This is a genomic window from Pseudomonas sp. DSP3-2-3, from assembly GCF_049898225.1.
Classification (GTDB): domain Bacteria; phylum Pseudomonadota; class Gammaproteobacteria; order Pseudomonadales; family Pseudomonadaceae; genus Aquipseudomonas.
The window spans coordinates 28,205-47,192 of the sequence record NZ_JAFCXH010000002.1; the positions used below are offsets into that span (position 1 = coordinate 28,205).

The following is an 18,988-nucleotide window of genomic DNA, read 5'->3' on the forward strand; positions in this document are numbered from 1 at the left end:
CAGAAAAGTCGTTTCTGATTACGAAGGATCGCTAGCGGCCAAGGATTGGTACCAGTCCGCGTATGGCGTGTTCGCTACCATTTGCCTGTTCAGGTCTGGAGCACCATCATCCCACCAAACCGGCCACGCTCAATCCTGCATTGGGAAGACAGGGCAACAGAGTGATCGATGATTCGCGATAGGGTAGAGGTCAAGGTTGATGTCGTTCGTGTTCAGACTGGTGATGTGATCAGTTCTGGGGTTATAAGAGGGAAGAGCGGGCTAGCCACTCTCGGTGGAGATCACCCTCAAGATTTACTGCCAGAACCGGTCGCTGACTTCGTTTCTTCACTCTTCTAACTGAAGTTACGAAGCGCCACGTGCAGTGCTTGCGGACGAGACGATGCATTCGGGATACCTGGGAGATATGTATGGCGATCTTGTTGGCGTTCTCAAAGAGCACCGTTCCAGGGTGGCGACTTACGATGGCACGTACCTATCGAGGTCGGAAAGAATTTCCATTCTTCCTGCCAGTCCTAAGGGATGTCGAGCCATAGACGGTCGACTATTTCGATTAAATTCAAATCAAGATTGTATTGGTCAGGGTTCAAATCGGCGAAATCATCAGCTTTGGAATCTTCAAGGGAGGAGGCTGGCGACTCGAAGGGATCCTAAGGATGCTGGCAGAGCCGTCGTTGAGTTCGTTGCTCCATTCTTATAGCCGAATTTCTTAGCTATGGGTTGCATCCCTATGCCCTCAACAGGAAGATTTCAGGTCTATGCCGCTGCTGGAATCGCATGCCCCGCCCCTGACGGCAAGCTCCGGGAGAGCTAACCTGATTTATAGTTGTCACGTCAAACGGCTACTAAAGATGAGTGAAGAGCGTGAGTCTCTGGCGCAGGCAAAACCTCAGGAGGTCGCTGTGAAGTCGTTTTCGATCTGTCTATGCGCGTTCGCTTGGGGATTCGGCCTACAGGCATCCGCGGCTTTGCTAGGTCGTCTCGACTATCTATGTACGATTGAACGTTTTTCTCAGGCGGAGGGAGACTCCGGCCCAATCTACAAAATAGTTACGGAGGGACTCATAGGAAAGCAGTTCACCATTGATCGTGCAACAGGAATCACGGTAGGCGCATTAAAAAATTCAACCGATTCAGTGCCGACCGTAATTGACCCTGGCGATACTGATAATTCATTCAAAGTAATGTCATCAGTGGGGGTGGAAAGAGGCATGCCAGGAACAACTCTTACAGCACTCAATGTCTTGGAGTATCTACCAGGTAAAAAGAAGCCTTTTGTATACCTGATCAACGATGGGGTCTTTTTTGGGACGTGTGAATCATTTTAAAATTCGCAAATTCGACGCCTATGTTATAGGTGGTTAATTCCTTTCACAACTAACGGTTGATTGATCAGCGCCTATCATGCTGTTACTCAGCCACCGTAGCAGGCGCGCATAACGTTAAACGCAGCCTCGGGAGTGTATTGCCGTTTAAGGCACTCTTACTAATAGGCATGCGCTTGCGGTTTTCCGATACCCTGCATCGCATTCCCAGTTGTGGCCGAAATAATCGAGCCTTGCATTTTTAGGGACTAGCAACCAGACACATTGATTATCTGATTTTTTGTAACCTCTATCACATTCCCAATTGTGACCAAAATAGTCCAGTTTCGCATTTGCAGGAATTATTACGGCCGCGCAGGTGTTACCTGACTGTCGGTAGCCTCTCTCACACTCCCAGTTGTGGCCGAAATAGTCGAGCTTTGCATGATTGGGAATGCTAACCGCTAGGCAGTGATCGGTTCGCTTGACGAAGCCACGGTCACACTCCCACTCATGGCCGAAATAATCTAGTTTAGCGTTCTCAGGAATTATTACAGGAGTACACGTATTGCTCACTTTCTTAAAGTCGCGATTGCACTCCCATTCATTGCCAAAGTAATTTAGTTTGGCGTTAGGGGGTATAAAGACTGGCGTGCAGCCGAGTTCATCTCTTTTATAACCTCTAATGCACTCCCAGCTACGGCCACTATAATCAATTTTCGCATGGTCTGGTAAAGAGTGATTTAGTTGATTAATTAAATTAGAGTGATTGTTCCGGATTTTTGACGACGTAACTGGCTGCTGGCTATCTGTATCGTTTGGCAATTGCACCGGAGCGGCATAGGTAGATCCGGTCGAGTGGGAGGGTGATGTCAAAATACCTGGTTTTCCAGTATGTGGATTGATATTGCCGAATGTGCTCCAGTTGTTTCCGAATACTCCATCGGGCGCTGAGCGATAATGAGGCGCTACATAAGTCCCGTTTGAGCGTGTGTAGCCGCGGACGCTGACTGCACCACCGGCTTCAATGATGCTTGCCCACAAGGCCACAGTCGCAAACAGCACGATCATAAGTGCTTCAGTGATGCGTCTCATTATGAAGTCCACATTCGACATATGAGCCTCGACTCAACGATACAGGCTAGACGTTGGACTAACCCAAGCCTTCATAACGTGGTCTCGCCACGGATGCGGCGATTTTCCTCCAGCACTAAACAACTGCTCCTCGACTTGATGCGGGTGAAGATCAAGCATTTCACCTAGTCGTTCGACCTGTCGGCAGTAATCAAGGTAATCAGCGACAGTCACCTTGTCGTCTACAATCAATCGAAGCTTCGATGGTGTACCTAGTTCAGAGGCTTTCCTAGAGGAAGCATAATCTTTACGCACTGCAGGGATCGCTCCTTGTCCGCTGAGGATGTGAATGCTACGCGCTGTCCATTGATCCAAGATGTAGGCGTCCGCATTGGGCTCAGCGAAGAACAATATTTTTGTAAAATAGGCAGGCCCCATACCAGGCAGTTTGCCTTGTGCCCGAAGCATTGAAAATGCGGAAAAACCCGTCGCACGGCTATGTATCCCATCACGCAACGCTTTGCAAACGGGTAGCCAATGACTGCGTGAGGCCCACGATCTACGCCCATTACCCCGTTGCATTCCGCCCCATGCCATCGTGCTCAGAAAACAAGCTTCGTCTGAAACACAAGGATCTGCCCAGAGAGCCCTGAGCGCTGCGCGAGTGAGCTGTCCCGTGGATAGTCCATAGTCTTTACCAAGGCCAGCGTAGACTGACTCGGCCCAGGAGTGAGGGGAAGCTCCCACCCAAGGCGTTAGAGCTTTGTGCGCGTAGAGCTGTTGGAAGTGTGAAACTTGTGACGGCAGAAATGGAGGGATCATTTTCTGTGGCCCTTCATTGGATCAGACAAGTATCCTTACCAGCGCAAGGATACACGACTAAAACTCATCGAGAACTCGCCTTTTTGGGCCCTAGGCGAAATTACTGGCGTACGCATTCGTGCTGAATCGGCCACCGTCAACCCCCGGGCGCCCATGACGGCAAAGGATGGTTCCGTGGCTCAGGCTTAGCTTACTTATAGGCTGTTTTTTGAAGAATCGGCAAGACGTCAAAGGTCGCCTGCTTATCGGGCGTGTTACTGAGCCGCCAACGCTGGCAGCGACCGAGCATGACAACTGCTTCGTCTGCGCAGTCTCGCGTTTCCTCCAGTGGGTGCAGTACCGAATAGCAGCGCTCAAAGACCTTTGGTGGCTGTACCTCGAACTCGACATTAGCTTATGCATCCTGCATGAGCTTAGTTGAAATCCGCTGGCCACTCAGCCTCTTAGCTCCTGTTGGCCACGATTGTGCCCGTATATCTCTGGAAGCCGTCAATCCTACTGGATCAGAAGAACAACCACCCTTACGGTTGGATTGCCGCTTTCGTTTTGTCCATAGGGGTAAATGTATCGACAGCGAGCTTGCAATTGAAGTCGCGTATACGGTAGTGGCAAAAATTATCAAGAATCAGTTCCATAACCTTCGAAATACATTGCCGTGTCGAATAATGAAGAAGTCAAGAATGGCTTCTACAAGGCGCATGCAGTTTTGGATAACAGTATCGATATCACAATTCAGAGTATAAGGAAAATATCTACGTCACCATACCCAGCCAGTGACGATGGAAACGGAGTAGGAAGGGCCACCACGGTGGCTTTTTCCAGGGCGCACGTTCTAGAGCTAGACTTCCGAGGACGGAACGTGCCTACGTCGGACTCATTTGTTCTGTATTCATCTGTGATCAAAGTGTTTTATTTGATCACTACAATTACTGAGTCCTTTGGTAGCGTCAAAATCGTCCCGCAGGGCTCAATTCCCGGGCACTCGGTAAGCCTGTCCCCGTTTTTATCTATTTTTCGGTAATCTGGTTTGTAAGAGATTTTATAGGCGTCCCCCAACTCCCAAATTACGTGCACCCAGCCTATGGTGCAATGATCAATTATGAAGCTGGCCTCTTTTAAAGATTGACACATCTCTGGCTTTAAAATAATCGAGCGTGCGGTGTAGTTGCCGACTCCTAATGTTTTTACAATCTGCGAAGGGACGCTGTGTTGCATGCCCATTAAGATCATTACAGCGAAGCCTGTAGTTATCGCCATGAAGGTGGTTCTTATTGATTTTGCTTGTATTGTATAAATGGTAATCAGGATCAGCAATAGCCCTATACAAGTCCCAGTGATTGCAGGAGATGTCAGGGCCGTAAGTCCGTTGTTCGTTTCATCGGATTCAAGAAGTGCTATTTCAAACCCGAAGCAGATGAAGTTAGAAAAAATCAGTGGAGGCCATATGGTCATGACATATTTTTTAAATGCGCTTGCGGATAGATTAAAAACCTTGGTGATAGCACCTCCAAATGTAACGCTGACCACAGCCGCAGTTATAAAAAAAGCCCACATTTTAAATAATGTAGAGTGCGACACTTCGATAATCACTGTATTCAAACTGCAGCTAATTATTACAGGGAGGGTGAAAAACCAATGAATCAGCTTTTTTGCTTTCTGTTGGTTGGCTGGTGAACCTCCTGTAATATCTCCCCAGATCGACCCGTCAGCAAGAAATAAATGAAACCAGCTTTTCGCGGGATAAATCAATCCCAAAAAAGTCGCAATTATAAAAAACGAACCAATGATAAAGGCAGCTGTTAGTAATGATACCAGGCTGAACAGATCAATAGCTGGGAAAAAAGAATTATCCATGAAGTAAATAAAGAATATTAAAAAACCAATTAGCAGTGGCGCGCCCTTTATTATCGTGCTTTCGTTTCCTTTGTAAAAGCTCTCGATTAACTTTAGGAGCGAGTTATCTGTTAGGTCGGTCATGATTCATCCTCTGAAAAATGTAAGTAAGATGCAGAAGCGCAGGCCAATCCTGCTGAGAATAGGCAGCATAGCTTGGGTGGTGTACGCTTAATGCAATGATTGAAAAAGCATTGTTGAATCTGTGCATTTGTCTTCTAGGTAAATGGCGCAACGCCATTATGACTGTTTTCGCTATTTATGCCAGATTAGGATTTGCGCTTTACGAACCATGGAATATACGATAGATACGCCCTAGGCCTCTGAACCCAGCCTGCTGGGTAAATCAAACCTGCGCCCGGCTGGCTCGCACTATCTCCGATAGTCAATATGGATGTTTCAGGATCCATCGAATTGACGGGCCGCGCCCTACCATTTGCGATGGTCGACCAGATCAAAGCCCATTGCCAGATCTCGACACTGTTCAACGTCGTCATGGCTCAACATCATTTTTCAGAGGACGTGGTTTGAGCTGAACAAATCTGACCTCAAACTGCAAGTCCAAGCTGGGGGCTCTCTGGCTATTGAGGGTCATTATGTTCCCGTCAGGAAGACTCAGTGTGGATGAAGAAGGCCTCCTGGTTTCGGCCGACTTTATGGTTGTTTTCTATAGGCTCCAGATCCCGGCTTTTGTCATTTACTCGTTCACCCGTGGTGCTGACGCGTGCACGACGCCGGCTTTTTGAGCCTGTTGGCGAGATACTCATTTTCAGGGTTTCGCATCGATCGCTTACCGTCAATGCAGCAGTTCGAGGTTGTACCAAGGTGGGCGATACGCAGCAGGGGGACGATAGTTGTTAATGAGCTAATGAGTATGCTGTAAAACGAGGTGTATTGTTAAAGTTACAGATTTAACGATCTTGGGGGTTGGATGAGGGTGATGTTTGTTTTTCGTCAATCGGCCGTGATCAAATCGTTGTTCATACCTATGCGCAGGTGTTATAAGTGCGATGATCGTTATAGTGAATTAAGCTAATGGATTTACAGTGGAGGCCTATGCTAATCGTAACTTGATTTTATGGGCCGCTAGGTAAAGTTGATCGTGATTGTTCCTAGCAAACTAGATGGCGGAATCCGGTATGGAGTATATCTCAGGGCGGGCGAAGATATATCCATTGAGGAGGTTTTGTGACTAGGCAACACTGGTTGTTAGTGATATTGCTTGGGCTTTTTTCTGATTTTTATGATGGAGCTGTCCAAGCCAATGAGTGGCGTAATATTTTAACGCGAGAGAATATGCTTAAAATTTCACCCCGTGCTTCCTCCCTAATTTTGTCAGGGGTAATCGACAAGCTTGAAGTAATTGATTCGGCAGGCGTAAATAGTAATTTGAGAATACAGCATTACCTTGCACAAATATTCACTGAGACGGGTGGTCTGGTTAGGCTTGATGAGAATATGATGTACTCATCAGCTCAACTCGTAAGAACCTTCAATAGTATTACCCCTGCGCTTGCGGCTCAGCTTGAGTATCGACCCAAGGAAATCGCAAACTACGTGTATGGTGATAGGTTGGGTAATAGAGGAAGATCTACTACGGATGGGTGGGAGTATCGGGGCTCAGGATATATACAATTAACAGGTCGTTACAACTTTCAAATGACAGGGCGTCGAATGGAAATACCTTTAGAAAAAAAACCTGATCTTGCCCGAGAAATAAAATACGGAGTGGAGATATCATTGTTATATTGGCAGTCAAGGAGTATTAATGAAATTGCCGATAGGAATGACTTGAAAGGTGTTAGACGGGCAATCAACGGCCCTCGCGCATTAGGATATGACGCCTCGAAACTTTGGTTCGGAATTATCAGACGAGTAATTGAAGCCGAGCAGGAAACGGCAGAGCTAAATGATTCCGGTACAGGCGCATTGCAAGCCATTAAGGAAACGGGCTCAGTAGATATTTTACGGGATCTTGGCTTCCTTCCGTTGGCTGCTAACGAGAGCAATACAAGTCCTTTGTCTATTAAATCAGCCTTAGAAAAATATCAAAAAAGCCGTTCATTGAGGGTAACCGGGATCGTCGATGAAGACACGCTTTATTCGTTGGTAAGTCAAACTGAGTGGACGGATTCTACAGAGGGCGAAGATAAAGAGGTATCAGAAACCGAAGAATCCAATATGGGCGTCGGTTACAATCTTAAAAATAAAAGTGTGACGTATTTTTCTGAAGGCGACGATGCTGGCCCTCCTTCTGAACCGGCATTGGTTACAGGGACTGGAGTCATCAAACCCAATAATAACGCAAGTGATAAAAGTAAAAATTCCGTTGTTGAGTTGCATCCAATTTATGCAGGATATGAGATCGCACCTGAATTTAAAGAAAAGGAGAGTAGCTTTATTCCTTATTCAGTAATTCAGCCAGACACGAGGACGGTCATACCGTTAACTACGGTATACCCAAATAGAGCAGTAGTGCAAATTATCTTCAAAAAAAAGGCAGTGGAAAGCAGCTATGGATGCAGCGGTGTTATGATTTCTAATAACATGGTTTTGACTGCAGGCCACTGTGTACATGATGGTGCGACGGTAGATGGCTGGCATGATTCTGTGATCGTGATTCCGGCTAGGAATGGGCCAGTCGTCCCTTATGGTGAGTGCAAAGCAACCGATTTGTACTCTTTGAAAGGTTGGGTTGACGCAGTCAATAGCGAAGGATCTAGGTTATACGACATAGGAGCTATCCGGTTAGATTGTAAGATAGGAAACAGAACAGGCTGGGTGCAGCTTGGAAGTGTGATCAACGAGAGTAAAGGGCGTGAGATCGTCATCATGGGCTACCCCTGCGATAAACACCCTTATGGAAGGCAGTGGTCGAGCAGTGGTCGGATCAATGAGTTATTGCCTATGAAGCTGTTTTATCAGAATGACACGTTTGGATGCATGAGTGGAGCTCCAGTGATGTTTGCTGGTGGGGCCTCAGTTATTGGTGTTCATACGAATGGCTTACACGGGCACGAACCATGGAGTTCAAATAATGCTGCTACGCGCTTAACACCCCGCTTAGCGGTGATAATAAGAGAATGGATCGGGCAAAAAAATGATAATTAAAAGGATAGGTTATATAGTAATATTACTTCTGGCATTTGGAGCTTACTCCTTCGGCCAGCCAGTACCACCATCTGTCGTATACATAGAGTGCCGTGATAATGCTGGCAGTATTACTAAAGGTGCTGGGGTTTTAGTAAGTGAGAAAGGCTATGTTTTAACCGCTAAGCATGTAGTTCCTGTGGGTTATGACTGTAAAGGGTCGATCGGGACTGCTGCGACTACACCATCACGGTCACTCATTCGATACGGCAAGACGGTAGATGTTGACGCAGCCTTGATGCGTTTTACTCCATCATATGGAGAAAGCTTCCCGTATTTAGCGTATGTTAAAGTCGATGGTACTGACCTTGCGGGGAAAGAGCTTTCTGCCTATGGCTTTAATGTAACTGCCGCAGGGGATCCTGGAGGCGTAACTATCACTAGCGGGACTTTAGGAAGCACTATACCCAATAGCTTGGGGATCGTGAAAACTGATGTTTTGACCTCCAGTGGTATGAGTGGCGCTCCGGTCGTAATGAAAGGCAACAATGCTCTTGTGGGTATCGTTGCGGGCGCGGAGTTTGATCCGAACACTGGTTCTCCGTCTTATTATGGTGTTTTGGTGGCTGAGTTGGTAGCAACGGAGTTTTCATTAGTAGAAATAACGCCGGACGGAAATAAAAAAGAGCCTCAGGAAAAAAATCGCGAAGATCAATATGGGCCGGAGGAATTAGATTCGGGTCAGGTTAAAAATATTTCATTAGATTTGCAAAGCGAAGGCCCTGTTGATTTCTTGCTTCAGAATGTATCTAGCACCACTGGTGATGACTCTGCTCTTGAGGTCTGGGTGATAATTTGCTCTTCGGAGGATGATAGTGCTTGCAAGAAAAAACAGGTTGGCGTATCTCGAACTTTGCGTCAACGCCTGCCAGCGGGGCCGGGATATGTTTCAATATTTAACTTTAACGAGAATCCTAAAATCACCATTACATACAAAATAACTAAGCCGTTATGAGTTTCTGACATGGTCTTCGGAAGCAACAATTGCGGGTCATGTTATTTTTAGGGTCAGTATAGTTGTCTTAGTTGGATTCTGAATCACGATCTGTGGGTGTCAAACGCTTGGAAAAGCGGTGCCTAAGTATGTGAGGAATTTGGGGTCGACGTTTCAGATTTTACTAGTAATGCTATCCAGGCTCCAGCTAGGCTCGACGGGCAGGTCGTGCCAAAATTACAAATCGGCGCAGGTGTTCGGCGAAGCACCTAACAGATCTAATATTCACTTTGATGAAGGTTACTACGTTGGGGATTTTTCAATGACAGCTGCAGTTTGCTGCTTTCCGATAGCCCGCCGATTGAGACGCGGACTCTTAGGCATAGTATTTCAAGGATGCGTTGATACAGTTCTGCCAACCCTTAGACCGGCGGTACACAAGGCTGTTGCTGTTGCCTATGATGACGCCTATCGATTCCGAGCGTGTTTTTTTTACCCTTTCTGAGCGGTAAGTACGCGGGTGGAGAGCTGCCAACGCGGTCACCTAGTATCTTGTAGCCTTGCGTCCATTTGCGGGGCGCTCCTGACGAGACTATGGGGTGTGCCATGAACTGCGATGCGTGTGCTGCTCTACATTTCCCAGCGTGTCACCGGAAACTGCTTGCCCCATGCCATCAGCAATTCTTGCTGCTGGCATGAATGGTTAAGGTATATCGGTTAACTATGTAGAGCGTCGTTCTCGCCATCCCGCCTTTAACTTCATCGCGGAGTTTGGTCGTGTGTTGGTTAAAATCGACTTTGGTCTTGCATTGACCGTACTATGGAGCCACTGCTGAGGCCATTCTGTCGGCGCTGATTGAAAACTGACCCACCCTGCCGATTGAAAATTGACCCAGGGCGGATTGCTGATTTTTGCCCCAGCAATTGTGGATAAGCTTAGCAGCAGTGTCCCAGTGAGAAGAGGCATCAAGCCCCACCGCATGTAGGCATGCGGCAGGGTATTTATTGTGCAGATCAAAACGGCTCATCGTCCTCGATACCGTCCTTGCGCTTTCGTTCACGTGACTTGATCTTTGTCTGTGCAATCAAACTGCTGTGTTGCAGGCGGTAGGACTCATTGCCCGTTTCGACGATGTGGCAGTGATGCGTGAGCCGATCCAGCAGCGCAGTAGTCATCTTGGCGTCGCCAAAAACGCTCGACCATTCCGAGAAACTGAGGTTGGTGGTGATGACCACGCTGGTGTGCTCGTACAACTTGGACAGCAGATGAAATAGCAGGGCTCCACCGCTCTGGCTAAAGGGCAAATACCCCAGCTCATCGAGTATCACCAGGTCTGTGCGAAGCAGTCCTTGGGCGATTCGGCCTGCCTTTCCATCGTATTTTTCGCGCTCCAGCAAATTGACCAGATCCACCGTGGAGTAGAAGCGCACGCGTTTGTTATGCGTCGTGATCCCGGACACGGCCAAGGCGGTGGCCAGGTGTGTTTTGCCTGTTCCAGGCCCGCCGATGAACACGACATTCTGCGCAGTATCGGTGAACCCCAGGTTGGACAGATCCCTGACCAAACGGGCGTCTGCGCTGGAAGCGCTGAAGTCGAAGCCGACCAAATCACGATGCATGGGGAGTTTGGCCATGTTCATCTGATGATTCACAGACCGTACGGCGCGATCTGCATGTTCCTGTTGAAGCAGATGTTCGAGCAGCCATTTCGACGAGGTCGTTGAGGCTTCTCCTTGCGAAGCCAGTTCTTCCCAGGCGCTGGCCATGCCATGCAGACGCAGTTCTTTGAGTTCCGCCATAAGATCACGCATTGCGAGTCTCCTCATCGGTGGCACGGAGTCGGTCGTAGCGCGCCGTATTGGCGACAGGCGCTATCTTGAGTTGAAGGCTGGTTTCGGCGGACGGAGGGGCTGCTGTCGATGTCAGTCGAGCCAGGACATTCAGGATGTGGTCAGCGCTCAGGCTGCCTGATTCAAGTACCAACTCCACCGCCACCAACACCGCGTCGAGCCCGGCGATGGGAACCGCCGCCAGTACCTGCGTCATGATTCGATCACCGTTGGTGTGACGCCTCAGGCCGCGTTTTAGCAGTTGCAACGACTTCGGCAGATCAGCAAACGGAGCGCCATTGCGCAGCGCTCCGGGCTTGCGTTCGATGAGCGGGATGTAATGCTGCCAGTCAAAACTGACCTGATCTCGATCAAAGAGGCGCTCGTGACTGGCAATCATCGTTTCATCGGCGATGACTACAATCCGAGAAGGATACAGACGGCTGCTGACCCACTGGCCGACCCGCTCACACGGCACCGAGTAGCGGTTTCGCGCCACGCTGATCAGGCAGGTACTGGAGACCCGCACGGTGCGTTCGACGTAGCCGTCAAAGGCGGTGGGCATTGGCATCATTTCCACCCGCTCCAGTTCCAGGACGTCCGCTACCGTCAGCCCGTTGTACTGCGGGTGCAGCAGCTCGCTCCAGAGCGCACGACAACGTTGTCCGAGCCAGACATTCAGTTCTTCAAAGGTGTGGAACATGCAATCTTGAGCATCGAGCCAGATGCGTCGCCGACTGTCTTGGACGTTCTTTTCGACGATGCCTTTTTCCCAGCCCGAAGCCACATTGCAGAAGTCCGGATCAAACAAATAGTGCGCGCACATCACGGTAAACCGAGCATTGACCGTGCGCCCCTTACCCTTGTTGACCTTGTCGACAGCGGTCTTCATGTTGTCGTAGATGCCGCGACGCGGCACCCCACCTAACGCGCCAAACGAGCGGGTATGGGCATCGAACAACATTTCGTGGCCTTGGCTGGGATACGCAACCAACCAAAATGCGCGACTGGCGCACAGCTTCATGTGGGAGACCTGGATGCGTCGTAACAGGCCGCCGATCAGCAGACCTTCTTCGCTCCAGTCGAACTGAAAGGCCTCGCCGAGTGCGAACGTCAACGGTACAAAGGCCCGTAAGGATTTGCCTTGCTCACCGCGCCACGAGCGTATGAAGGCGGTGAGCTGGCTGTAGCCGCCGTCGTAACCCTCGGCCTTGATCTGTTCGAAGAGTGCTTTGGCGCTCCTGCGATTGTGCTTTGCCCGGAAGGAATCGGCCTTGAGCGCCTGTTCCAGCGTCTCGTGAAATGGACTGAGTTTGTTGAAGGCTGCGCACCGCAGGTACGCCGGTTGAGTTGCTTCGGGTGCTCTGACCCATTTTCGGATGGTGTTTCTCGACAGCCCGGTACGCTTGGCTATCTGATGCAGCGACAGCTTGTCGCGAAAATACATCCGCCGAATTTTGCCCATCATTTCCATGCTGATCACCCTGTGTTCTCCTGCTCAAAAATTGAGCAGAAGCAGTTGAACACCTGGGTCAGTTTTCAGTCGGCAGAACAGCCTTTACTGGGTCAGTTTTCGGTCAGCGGCAACATGCTCTATTCCTTTGAGGGCTTCGCATTCTCCGGCCGAGCTTGGGGAGTCAGGTCGGCAAATTGGTAGATCAAGACTCCCAGCCTGCCACAATACATAGTCGCCCCAAGAAGGCTGCGCCCTCCAAGCCATTGTCACCTAGGCTGCGTGTAACGTTGCAGGTGACTAAGACCTTTGAAGGCCCGATTGAAGCGTTCGTTTATGACGCCAATACACTCAGCACGCTTGTCGCTGAAGCCGAAGCCAAGGCCGCCGCAAAGCAGAAGAAATTTCGATATTTCGAAGTGATTTCGATTGAGTCGGTCTGATCCCGAGCACACCCAATTATGCCCATCTTCTGGAGTTGTGATGGAACCCGGTAACGTGCCCCATCGACTGTCCCTCGAAGAGTTCGAAGAGATGATGTCCAAGTTTGAACTGGCGGAGGATTGGATGCGCGAGCAGCTTGTGCTCAGGCGCGGCGCTTCGACTACTGCATCACAGCCGGTGGGCATTGAAGTCGCAGGTGCTGTCTGCCACGATTCAGATGACCGAAAGCTTAGGGGGATGGGCCCGCTAGATGTGCTGTTTGGAGGAACTGGTGGTCAACGGCTGCCCGTGCTTCACCTGATAGGCCGGTTTCGACAATCTCGATATTGCCGATGTGAAGCAATGTTTCTCAGGCAGGGACAATTTGAGTCCATATGCCCGCTGCGTCAACAGAGTTCAAACCACGGGCTTGATGCTCGCCGCCGAGGGGTAGGGCGATGGCCGCCGCTTGGTGATGACGTTCTACCTCATTAGTCCTATGTGCTTCTTCCTACTTCCGATGCTATTGGCGACCAAAATTTTCATCTTACCGAAGGAGGAATTTCCTGTCGTAGCTGCCCATCATGGTTCTGCACCATTAACCTACCGGCGAGCCATAGTATGTATTTCCTGTACAACTCTTACGCAGAAAGGGCCGAGCGCTGGAGCCGCTTGCTGACGGCTGAGTTGCCTAACCTGCGGTTCATTCAATCGTTGGATGACGTCGATCCAGCCGATGTCACCTACATTCTGACGTGGGATCCGATAGCGGATCTTGAGAAATACACATCCCTACGAATAGTTTTCTCAGCTGGCGCGGGGGTCGATCAGTTCGATGTATCGTCCTTTCCAGAAGGGGTGGCACTCGTACGCATGGTTGAGGATTCTATTGCGCAAAGCATGGCGGAATACGTGGTGTTTGCGGTGCTCGCATTGCATCGCGACATGATTGATTACCGCAATGATCAGCTAACTGAGTCTTGGAAGCCTCGCGACATCCAAGCGGCTGCGAGGCGACGAGTAGGCGTCATGGGCATAGGTCACTTGGGGCGCACATGCTTAGCGAAACTTCAGTCATTCGATTTTCAGCTTCTCGGCTGGAACCGCTCCATGAAGGCGATTGATGGCGTCGACATCTATGTCGGGCGAGAAGAGTTTCAAGAGTTCCTGGAGCAATGCGACGTATTGGTCAACCTGCTTCCTCTAACGGAGCAGACTCGCGAAATCCTGAACGAGGATCTTTTCAGGCAGCTTCCCCTTGGAGCTGGAGTGATCAATGTGGGGCGTGGCGGGCATCTGAATGAGGCTGATCTGCTAGCGGCGCTTGACTCCGGTCAAGTCGGGGGCGCCGTTCTTGACGTTTTCCAGGAAGAACCATTGCTGTTATGTAACCGTCTCTGGAAGCACCCGAGAGTATGGGTCACGCCCCACATTGCAAGCACCATGCAGATCGAGGGTGGAGCTGCGGTGGTGGTTGATAGCATCCTGCGTGACCGATCGGGCCAGCCGCTTCTCCATACGGTGAATCGTGGCTTTGGTTATTGAGCCAGCATCGATTCCGGTTGTGATCTGAAAAAGAGGCTGGGTAGCCTGAACATCCGGCCATACGCAGTGTGGCTCGTTTTACCAATAACAATCCTAGTATCTAAAGCAATCGTCGGATCCAACGCCTGCGCCTTAGTCGTTTTCATAGGGGGGGTAGGCGTTTTGATCCTACGTTTCATGAGTAGTTGTGCAGGATTTGCCATCCTAGGATGAGGTCACTTACACGAATGGTGACTGCTATGTCCAAGGTTCAAAATTTAGACGCCCCAGCCTACTTACAGCATGTATCGCGTGGTGTTGCGGTTGCTCATCCCATTAACGTCAAAAGCGCCGCTGGCGCCTATCTATGGGACGAGGATGGGAATGAGTACCTCGACTTCGTCGGTGGTATTGGTGTCTTGAACGTGGGGCACAACCACCCGCGTATTGTTGAGGCAGTGCGCAAGCAGCTCGAAACGTTCTCCCACATCTGCTTCCAGGTTGCGTCTTACCAGCCTTACGTAGAACTTGCAGCGAAGCTCAATTCGCTGGTTTCTCAAAGCGATTCCTACAAATCGGTGTTCCTTACAACAGGCGCCGAAGCCGTAGAAAATGCGATCAAAATCGCCCGAGGCTATACGAACCGTCCGGGAGTTATCGCGTTTCGCGGCGGATTCCACGGCCGGACGCTCATGGGTATGACGCTTACAGGCATGAGTCAGCCCTATCGCCAGAACTTCGGGCCGTTCGCGCCCGACATCTATCACGCCCCGTACCCTAATGAGTATCGAGGTGTATCCACTACGGACGCTCTGAACGCATTACAGGAAATCTTCGACACGCAGATTGCGGCCAATCGTGTTGCAGCCATCATCATCGAACCCGTTCAAGGCGATGGCGGATTCATCGCTGCCCCCAACGAGTTCATGCAGGCCTTACGTAAGAAAACCGAAGAGCTTGGCATTGTGCTGATCTGCGACGAGATCCAAACCGGCTTTGGCCGTACTGGAAAAATGTTCGGGTTCCAGCATTCGGGCATCCAGCCTGACCTCGTCACGGTTGCGAAGAGCCTTGCAGGTGGCCTACCTCTTTCTGGGGTGGTGGGGCGTGCACAGATCATGGACTCGATTGAGCCTGGTGGACTGGGCGGGACTTATGGAGGTAACCCTCTGGGCTGCGCCGCAGCGCTGGAAGTGATCAATGTCTTTGAGGCGGAGAATCTTCTAGAGCGAAGTCAGGCCATTGGCGCTCAGTTGATCGAAGGATTCAAAGCTTTCGAAAAGCGTTTTGAAAGCATCGGCAACGTACGCGCTATAGGCGCCATGGCTGCGATCGAGTTCGTCACCGACCGAGAGTCAAAAAAACCGGACGCAGGGTTGGCGCAGCGGATCATTGATGCTGCACGTGCCGAAGGCCTGCTGCTCATCAAGTGCGGTATTTACCGAAACGTCGTGCGGTTCATCTGCCCTCTTGTCATTGCTGAGGCAGATGTCACCAGGGCCCTAGGGATGTTCGAGCGCGCTCTGACGAGTGTTCACCAGCACTGAGTAGCGTGCTCGTTGATGCCCATCCGTAATCAATCAGGTCACATCGGACACATATGAATACGAAATCACTTGTATCGAGCAGCGCCGTAGAAACGTGGACACTGCCATCGCACGGGATGCGCTCAAAGACCTCGGCCTTCTACGAACTGACGAACCCTGCCACCGGGGAGGTTTTTGCGCGAGTTCCTGATTGCGACGCATCAGATGCAGCGATGTTCGCGGATGCATCGGTTGATGCCTTTAAATCGTGGAGCCGTACGACCACAGACGCTCGGAGCCACCTTCTACGTAAATGGTTTGACCGTATCGTTGCTTGTGCCGACGAAATCGCTTTGATGATAAGCACCGAGATGGGCAAGCCTATCCGAGAGGCTCGCGGTGAAGTCATGTACGCGGCAGGATTTGCGGAATGGTATGCCGAAGAGGCGAAACGCCTCTACGGAGACACATTTTCCAGCCAGCATGAGCACAAAAGGTTGTACACGCTGCTACAGCCTGTGGGCCCAGTTTACGCGGTCACCCCTTGGAACTTTCCGGCAGCGATGATTACTCGCAAAGTTGCACCCGCTCTTGCGGCAGGGTGCACCGTAATCGTGAAGCCTGCTGAGCAGTCACCGCTTACAGCGATCCTGCTGGAAAGGCTATGGCTTGAAGTTGGGGGGCCGCAGGGGACTTTTCAGGTTATTACGTCCAACCAGCCGGCCGAGGTGTCAAATCAATTTTTTGACGACGCTCGCATACGTAAATTGACTTTTACAGGAAGCACCGAAGTCGGTGTGATGCTGTACCGCAAATCAGCAGAGACGATGAAAAAAGTTTCGCTGGAGCTAGGCGGGCATGCGCCATTTATCGTCTTTGGTGATGCTGACATCGAGCGTGCAGCCGATGAGATCATGGCATGCAAATTTCGCAATGCTGGCCAGACTTGTGTTTGTACAAACCGTATATACGTGCACAAGTCGATCACCCAACAGTTGGCACAAGTGCTGAGTTCAAAAGTCTCTGCACTCAAGGTTGGTAACCCTTCAAATCCTGAAACTCAAATAGGCCCACTGGTCGACCAGCAGGGGCTGGAAAAAGTGCAGAGTCACATCCACGACGCAGTCCAGAAAGGGGCTCGTGTGTTAGTAGGCGGGAAAGCACTTGGAGGCCTGTATTTTGAGCCGACAATCCTGGCTGATGTTCGGCCTGGGATGCTGATTATGAACGAAGAAACTTTTGGCCCAGTCGCTCCATTACTGGAGTTTGAGACAACTGAAGAGGTGATTTCAGCGGCTAACGACACGCCTTTCGGCCTGGCGGCTTATATCTGGACTAAAGATCTGGACATAGCTCACCGAGTGTCGGAGCGACTCGAATACGGGATCGTCGGGATAAACGATGGCGCACCCTCTACGTCGCAAGCGCCCTTTGGCGGCGTAAAGATGAGTGGCATTGGACGAGAGGGTGGCAAGTGGGGAATCCAAGACTACCTTGAAACAAAGTTTATCTCTGTCGGCCTTACTCCTTTAGTAGATTAAAAGATGGGGTCACCAGCTAGTCGATATGCCAAAGTTATAGCCCAGCTGCATTTGCAGAATGTTTGGTTCGTGCTGGCTTGACCTTAAAAGTTGTTCGCAGGGAAGCGTTTTCCTATTGCCAAGCTGATCATCAAGAGTCGGCATGGTTAAACACAAGATGCAGAAATGGATGCGTTCATCTTGGGGCTGCTATTCACCTCTATGCCATAACATAAATGACTCTAGGTAGGGGCTACTCAATGACGTATGGCAAGTATGGCGTTGCAGCATTGGTATTGAGTTTTGGGAGCGGTCAAGTTGCGCAGGCGAGTAGTCAGTCTGATGCTGTCGGTTTTTTTGATGGTACAAAGCTGAATATAAAAGCGCGTAACATGTATATGCAGCGTGACAATAGGGCATCGGGGGCTACTCAGAATTACGGTGAAGAGTGGGGGCAGGGCTTCATCGGTACTTTGGAATCAGGTTTCACTCAAGGCACTGTCGGTTTAGGGTTCGATTTCATCGGCCTCTACGGGCTAAAGCTTGACACCGGCGATGGTCGAACTGGCGGTGGTACGGGGTTGCTGGAGCAGGACAGCAATGGCGCCAAGGACGACTACTCCAAGGGTGGAGGCGTACTGAAGATGCGCGTGTCTAACACTGTTTTGAAGTACGGAACGCAACTGATGACACTTCCGATCCTGAATATTTCGGATACCCGTCTTCTGCCGGAAACCGTTGATGGCATTTCGGTTGTGAGTGAGGAATTCAAAAACCTGCGTTTGAATGCTGGGCATTTTACGGGGCTCACCAACCGTAATCAGTCGTCAAGAGACAGCGGTAGAATGACATCGGTTGATTACCTGGGGGGCGCGTATAAGTTTACTGATCAACTGTCAGGGAGTTTATATTACGCGGATACTGAAAACCATTTCAGAAAATATTACGCCAATGCCAACTATGTAGTTCCTTTGAATGCGACGAGCTCGCTGAAATTTGATTTCAACGGCTATGATACGAAAAGTACAGGTGAGGCACGCAGCGGCAATCTGGATAATGATATTTGGAGTATTGCTACAACATTTAAGACGGGTGCTCATCAGTTCATGGCGGCATACCAACAGGTGATCGGTAAAGGGGATTATCTGTATGGCCCTGATGGTGGTGCTAACTTCTTTTTTGCCAACTCTGTGCAGTATTCAGATTTCGACTATGAAGATGAGAAGTCGTGGCAGCTTCGCTATGATCTCGACATGGCCTCCTTTGGTGTCCCCGGACTTAGCTTCATGACTCGTTATGTGAAGGGATATGACTTCAAGAACGGTCGCGGGGTTGATATCGACGGCAGTGCGTGGGAGCGGAACGTTGAAGGCCGGTACGTCGTACAAAGCGGGCAAGCAAAAAGCCTATCTTTTCGAATCCGACACGCCAGCTATCGCAGTGACGAGCGTGGAGGACAGATAGATGAGGTTCGGCTAATCACTGAATATCCTTTCAGTATTTTCTAATCTGTCATACGAGGCCAGGCCATCACA

The 18,988-nt window shown here is 50.1% G+C and carries 14 protein-coding genes and 1 pseudogene; 9 read left to right on the forward strand and 6 right to left on the reverse strand.

Annotation, left to right across the window (positions count from 1 at the left end):
* Positions 1 to 168 precede the first annotated feature (168 nt).
* Positions 169 to 339, forward strand: a complete 171-nt coding sequence (locus ACP7E4_RS02960) for a DUF4823 domain-containing protein (protein WP_426112034.1) — start codon at positions 169 to 171, stop codon at positions 337 to 339.
* Positions 340 to 758: 419 nt separating this feature from the next.
* Complete coding sequence (locus tag ACP7E4_RS02965) at positions 759 to 1,328, forward strand: hypothetical protein (protein ID WP_426224878.1); 570 nt, start codon at positions 759 to 761, stop codon at positions 1,326 to 1,328.
* A gap of 144 nt (positions 1,329 to 1,472) precedes the next feature.
* Here the strand turns inward: ACP7E4_RS02965 and ACP7E4_RS02970 are convergent, their stop codons facing one another.
* The 3 genes from ACP7E4_RS02970 to ACP7E4_RS02980 form a co-directional block, all read right to left on the reverse strand.
* Positions 1,473 to 2,399 (reverse strand): hypothetical protein, encoded by a 927-nt coding sequence (locus ACP7E4_RS02970; RefSeq protein WP_426112030.1) that lies wholly within the window; start codon positions 2,397 to 2,399, stop codon positions 1,473 to 1,475.
* A gap of 33 nt (positions 2,400 to 2,432) precedes the next feature.
* Positions 2,433 to 3,200, reverse strand: a complete 768-nt coding sequence (locus ACP7E4_RS02975; protein WP_426112028.1) for a hypothetical protein — start codon at positions 3,198 to 3,200, stop codon at positions 2,433 to 2,435.
* Positions 3,201 to 4,109: 909 nt separating this feature from the next.
* Positions 4,110 to 5,177, reverse strand: a complete 1,068-nt coding sequence (locus ACP7E4_RS02980; RefSeq protein ID WP_426112026.1) for a hypothetical protein — start codon at positions 5,175 to 5,177, stop codon at positions 4,110 to 4,112.
* Between the two features lie 1,104 nt (positions 5,178 to 6,281).
* On the opposite strand from ACP7E4_RS02980, the gene ACP7E4_RS02985 reads away from it, so the two are divergent.
* Both ACP7E4_RS02985 and ACP7E4_RS02990 read left to right on the forward strand, forming a co-directional pair.
* The gene (locus tag ACP7E4_RS02985) at positions 6,282 to 8,204 is read left to right on the forward strand and encodes a trypsin-like serine protease (RefSeq protein WP_426112024.1); all 1,923 of its coding nucleotides are present in this window, start codon (positions 6,282 to 6,284) and stop codon (positions 8,202 to 8,204) included.
* Positions 8,194 to 9,198, forward strand: coding sequence for a trypsin-like peptidase domain-containing protein (locus tag ACP7E4_RS02990; RefSeq protein ID WP_426112022.1), 1,005 nt, complete (start codon positions 8,194 to 8,196; stop codon positions 9,196 to 9,198). The genes ACP7E4_RS02985 and ACP7E4_RS02990 overlap by 11 nt, the downstream gene beginning before the upstream one ends.
* A gap of 653 nt (positions 9,199 to 9,851) precedes the next feature.
* Here the strand turns inward: ACP7E4_RS02990 and ACP7E4_RS02995 are convergent.
* The 3 genes and pseudogenes from ACP7E4_RS02995 to istA all read right to left on the reverse strand — a co-directional run.
* A pseudogene (locus ACP7E4_RS02995) lies at positions 9,852 to 9,983 on the reverse strand (endonuclease); the annotation flags it as partial.
* A gap of 208 nt (positions 9,984 to 10,191) precedes the next feature.
* Complete coding sequence (gene istB, locus ACP7E4_RS03000) at positions 10,192 to 10,989, reverse strand: IS21-like element helper ATPase IstB (protein WP_426112020.1); 798 nt, start codon at positions 10,987 to 10,989, stop codon at positions 10,192 to 10,194.
* A complete protein-coding gene (istA, locus tag ACP7E4_RS03005) occupies positions 10,982 to 12,481 on the reverse strand; it encodes an IS21 family transposase (RefSeq protein ID WP_426112076.1) in 1,500 nt (499 codons plus the stop codon). Before istA ends, istB begins: the two co-directional genes overlap by 8 nt.
* A 176-nt stretch (positions 12,482 to 12,657) precedes the next feature.
* Between istA and ACP7E4_RS03010 the strand changes: the two genes are divergently transcribed.
* The 5 genes from ACP7E4_RS03010 to ACP7E4_RS03030 all read left to right on the forward strand — a co-directional run bounded on the left by ACP7E4_RS03010 (position 12,658) and on the right by ACP7E4_RS03030 (position 18,961).
* The gene (locus ACP7E4_RS03010; RefSeq protein WP_426112018.1) at positions 12,658 to 12,903 is read left to right on the forward strand and encodes a hypothetical protein; all 246 of its coding nucleotides are present in this window, start codon (positions 12,658 to 12,660) and stop codon (positions 12,901 to 12,903) included.
* A gap of 601 nt (positions 12,904 to 13,504) precedes the next feature.
* Positions 13,505 to 14,428, forward strand: a complete 924-nt coding sequence (locus tag ACP7E4_RS03015) for a 2-hydroxyacid dehydrogenase (protein WP_426112016.1) — start codon at positions 13,505 to 13,507, stop codon at positions 14,426 to 14,428.
* Between the two features lie 239 nt (positions 14,429 to 14,667).
* Positions 14,668 to 15,954, forward strand: coding sequence for a 4-aminobutyrate--2-oxoglutarate transaminase (gene gabT, locus ACP7E4_RS03020; protein WP_426112014.1), 1,287 nt, complete (start codon positions 14,668 to 14,670; stop codon positions 15,952 to 15,954).
* A 53-nt stretch (positions 15,955 to 16,007) separates the two neighbouring features.
* On the forward strand, positions 16,008 to 17,474 hold the full coding sequence (locus ACP7E4_RS03025; RefSeq protein WP_426112012.1) for an NAD-dependent succinate-semialdehyde dehydrogenase: 1,467 nt from the start codon (positions 16,008 to 16,010) through the stop codon (positions 17,472 to 17,474).
* Positions 17,475 to 17,713: 239 nt separating this feature from the next.
* Positions 17,714 to 18,961, forward strand: a complete 1,248-nt coding sequence (locus ACP7E4_RS03030; protein ID WP_426112010.1) for an OprD family porin — start codon at positions 17,714 to 17,716, stop codon at positions 18,959 to 18,961.
* Positions 18,962 to 18,988: the final 27 nt, after the last annotated feature.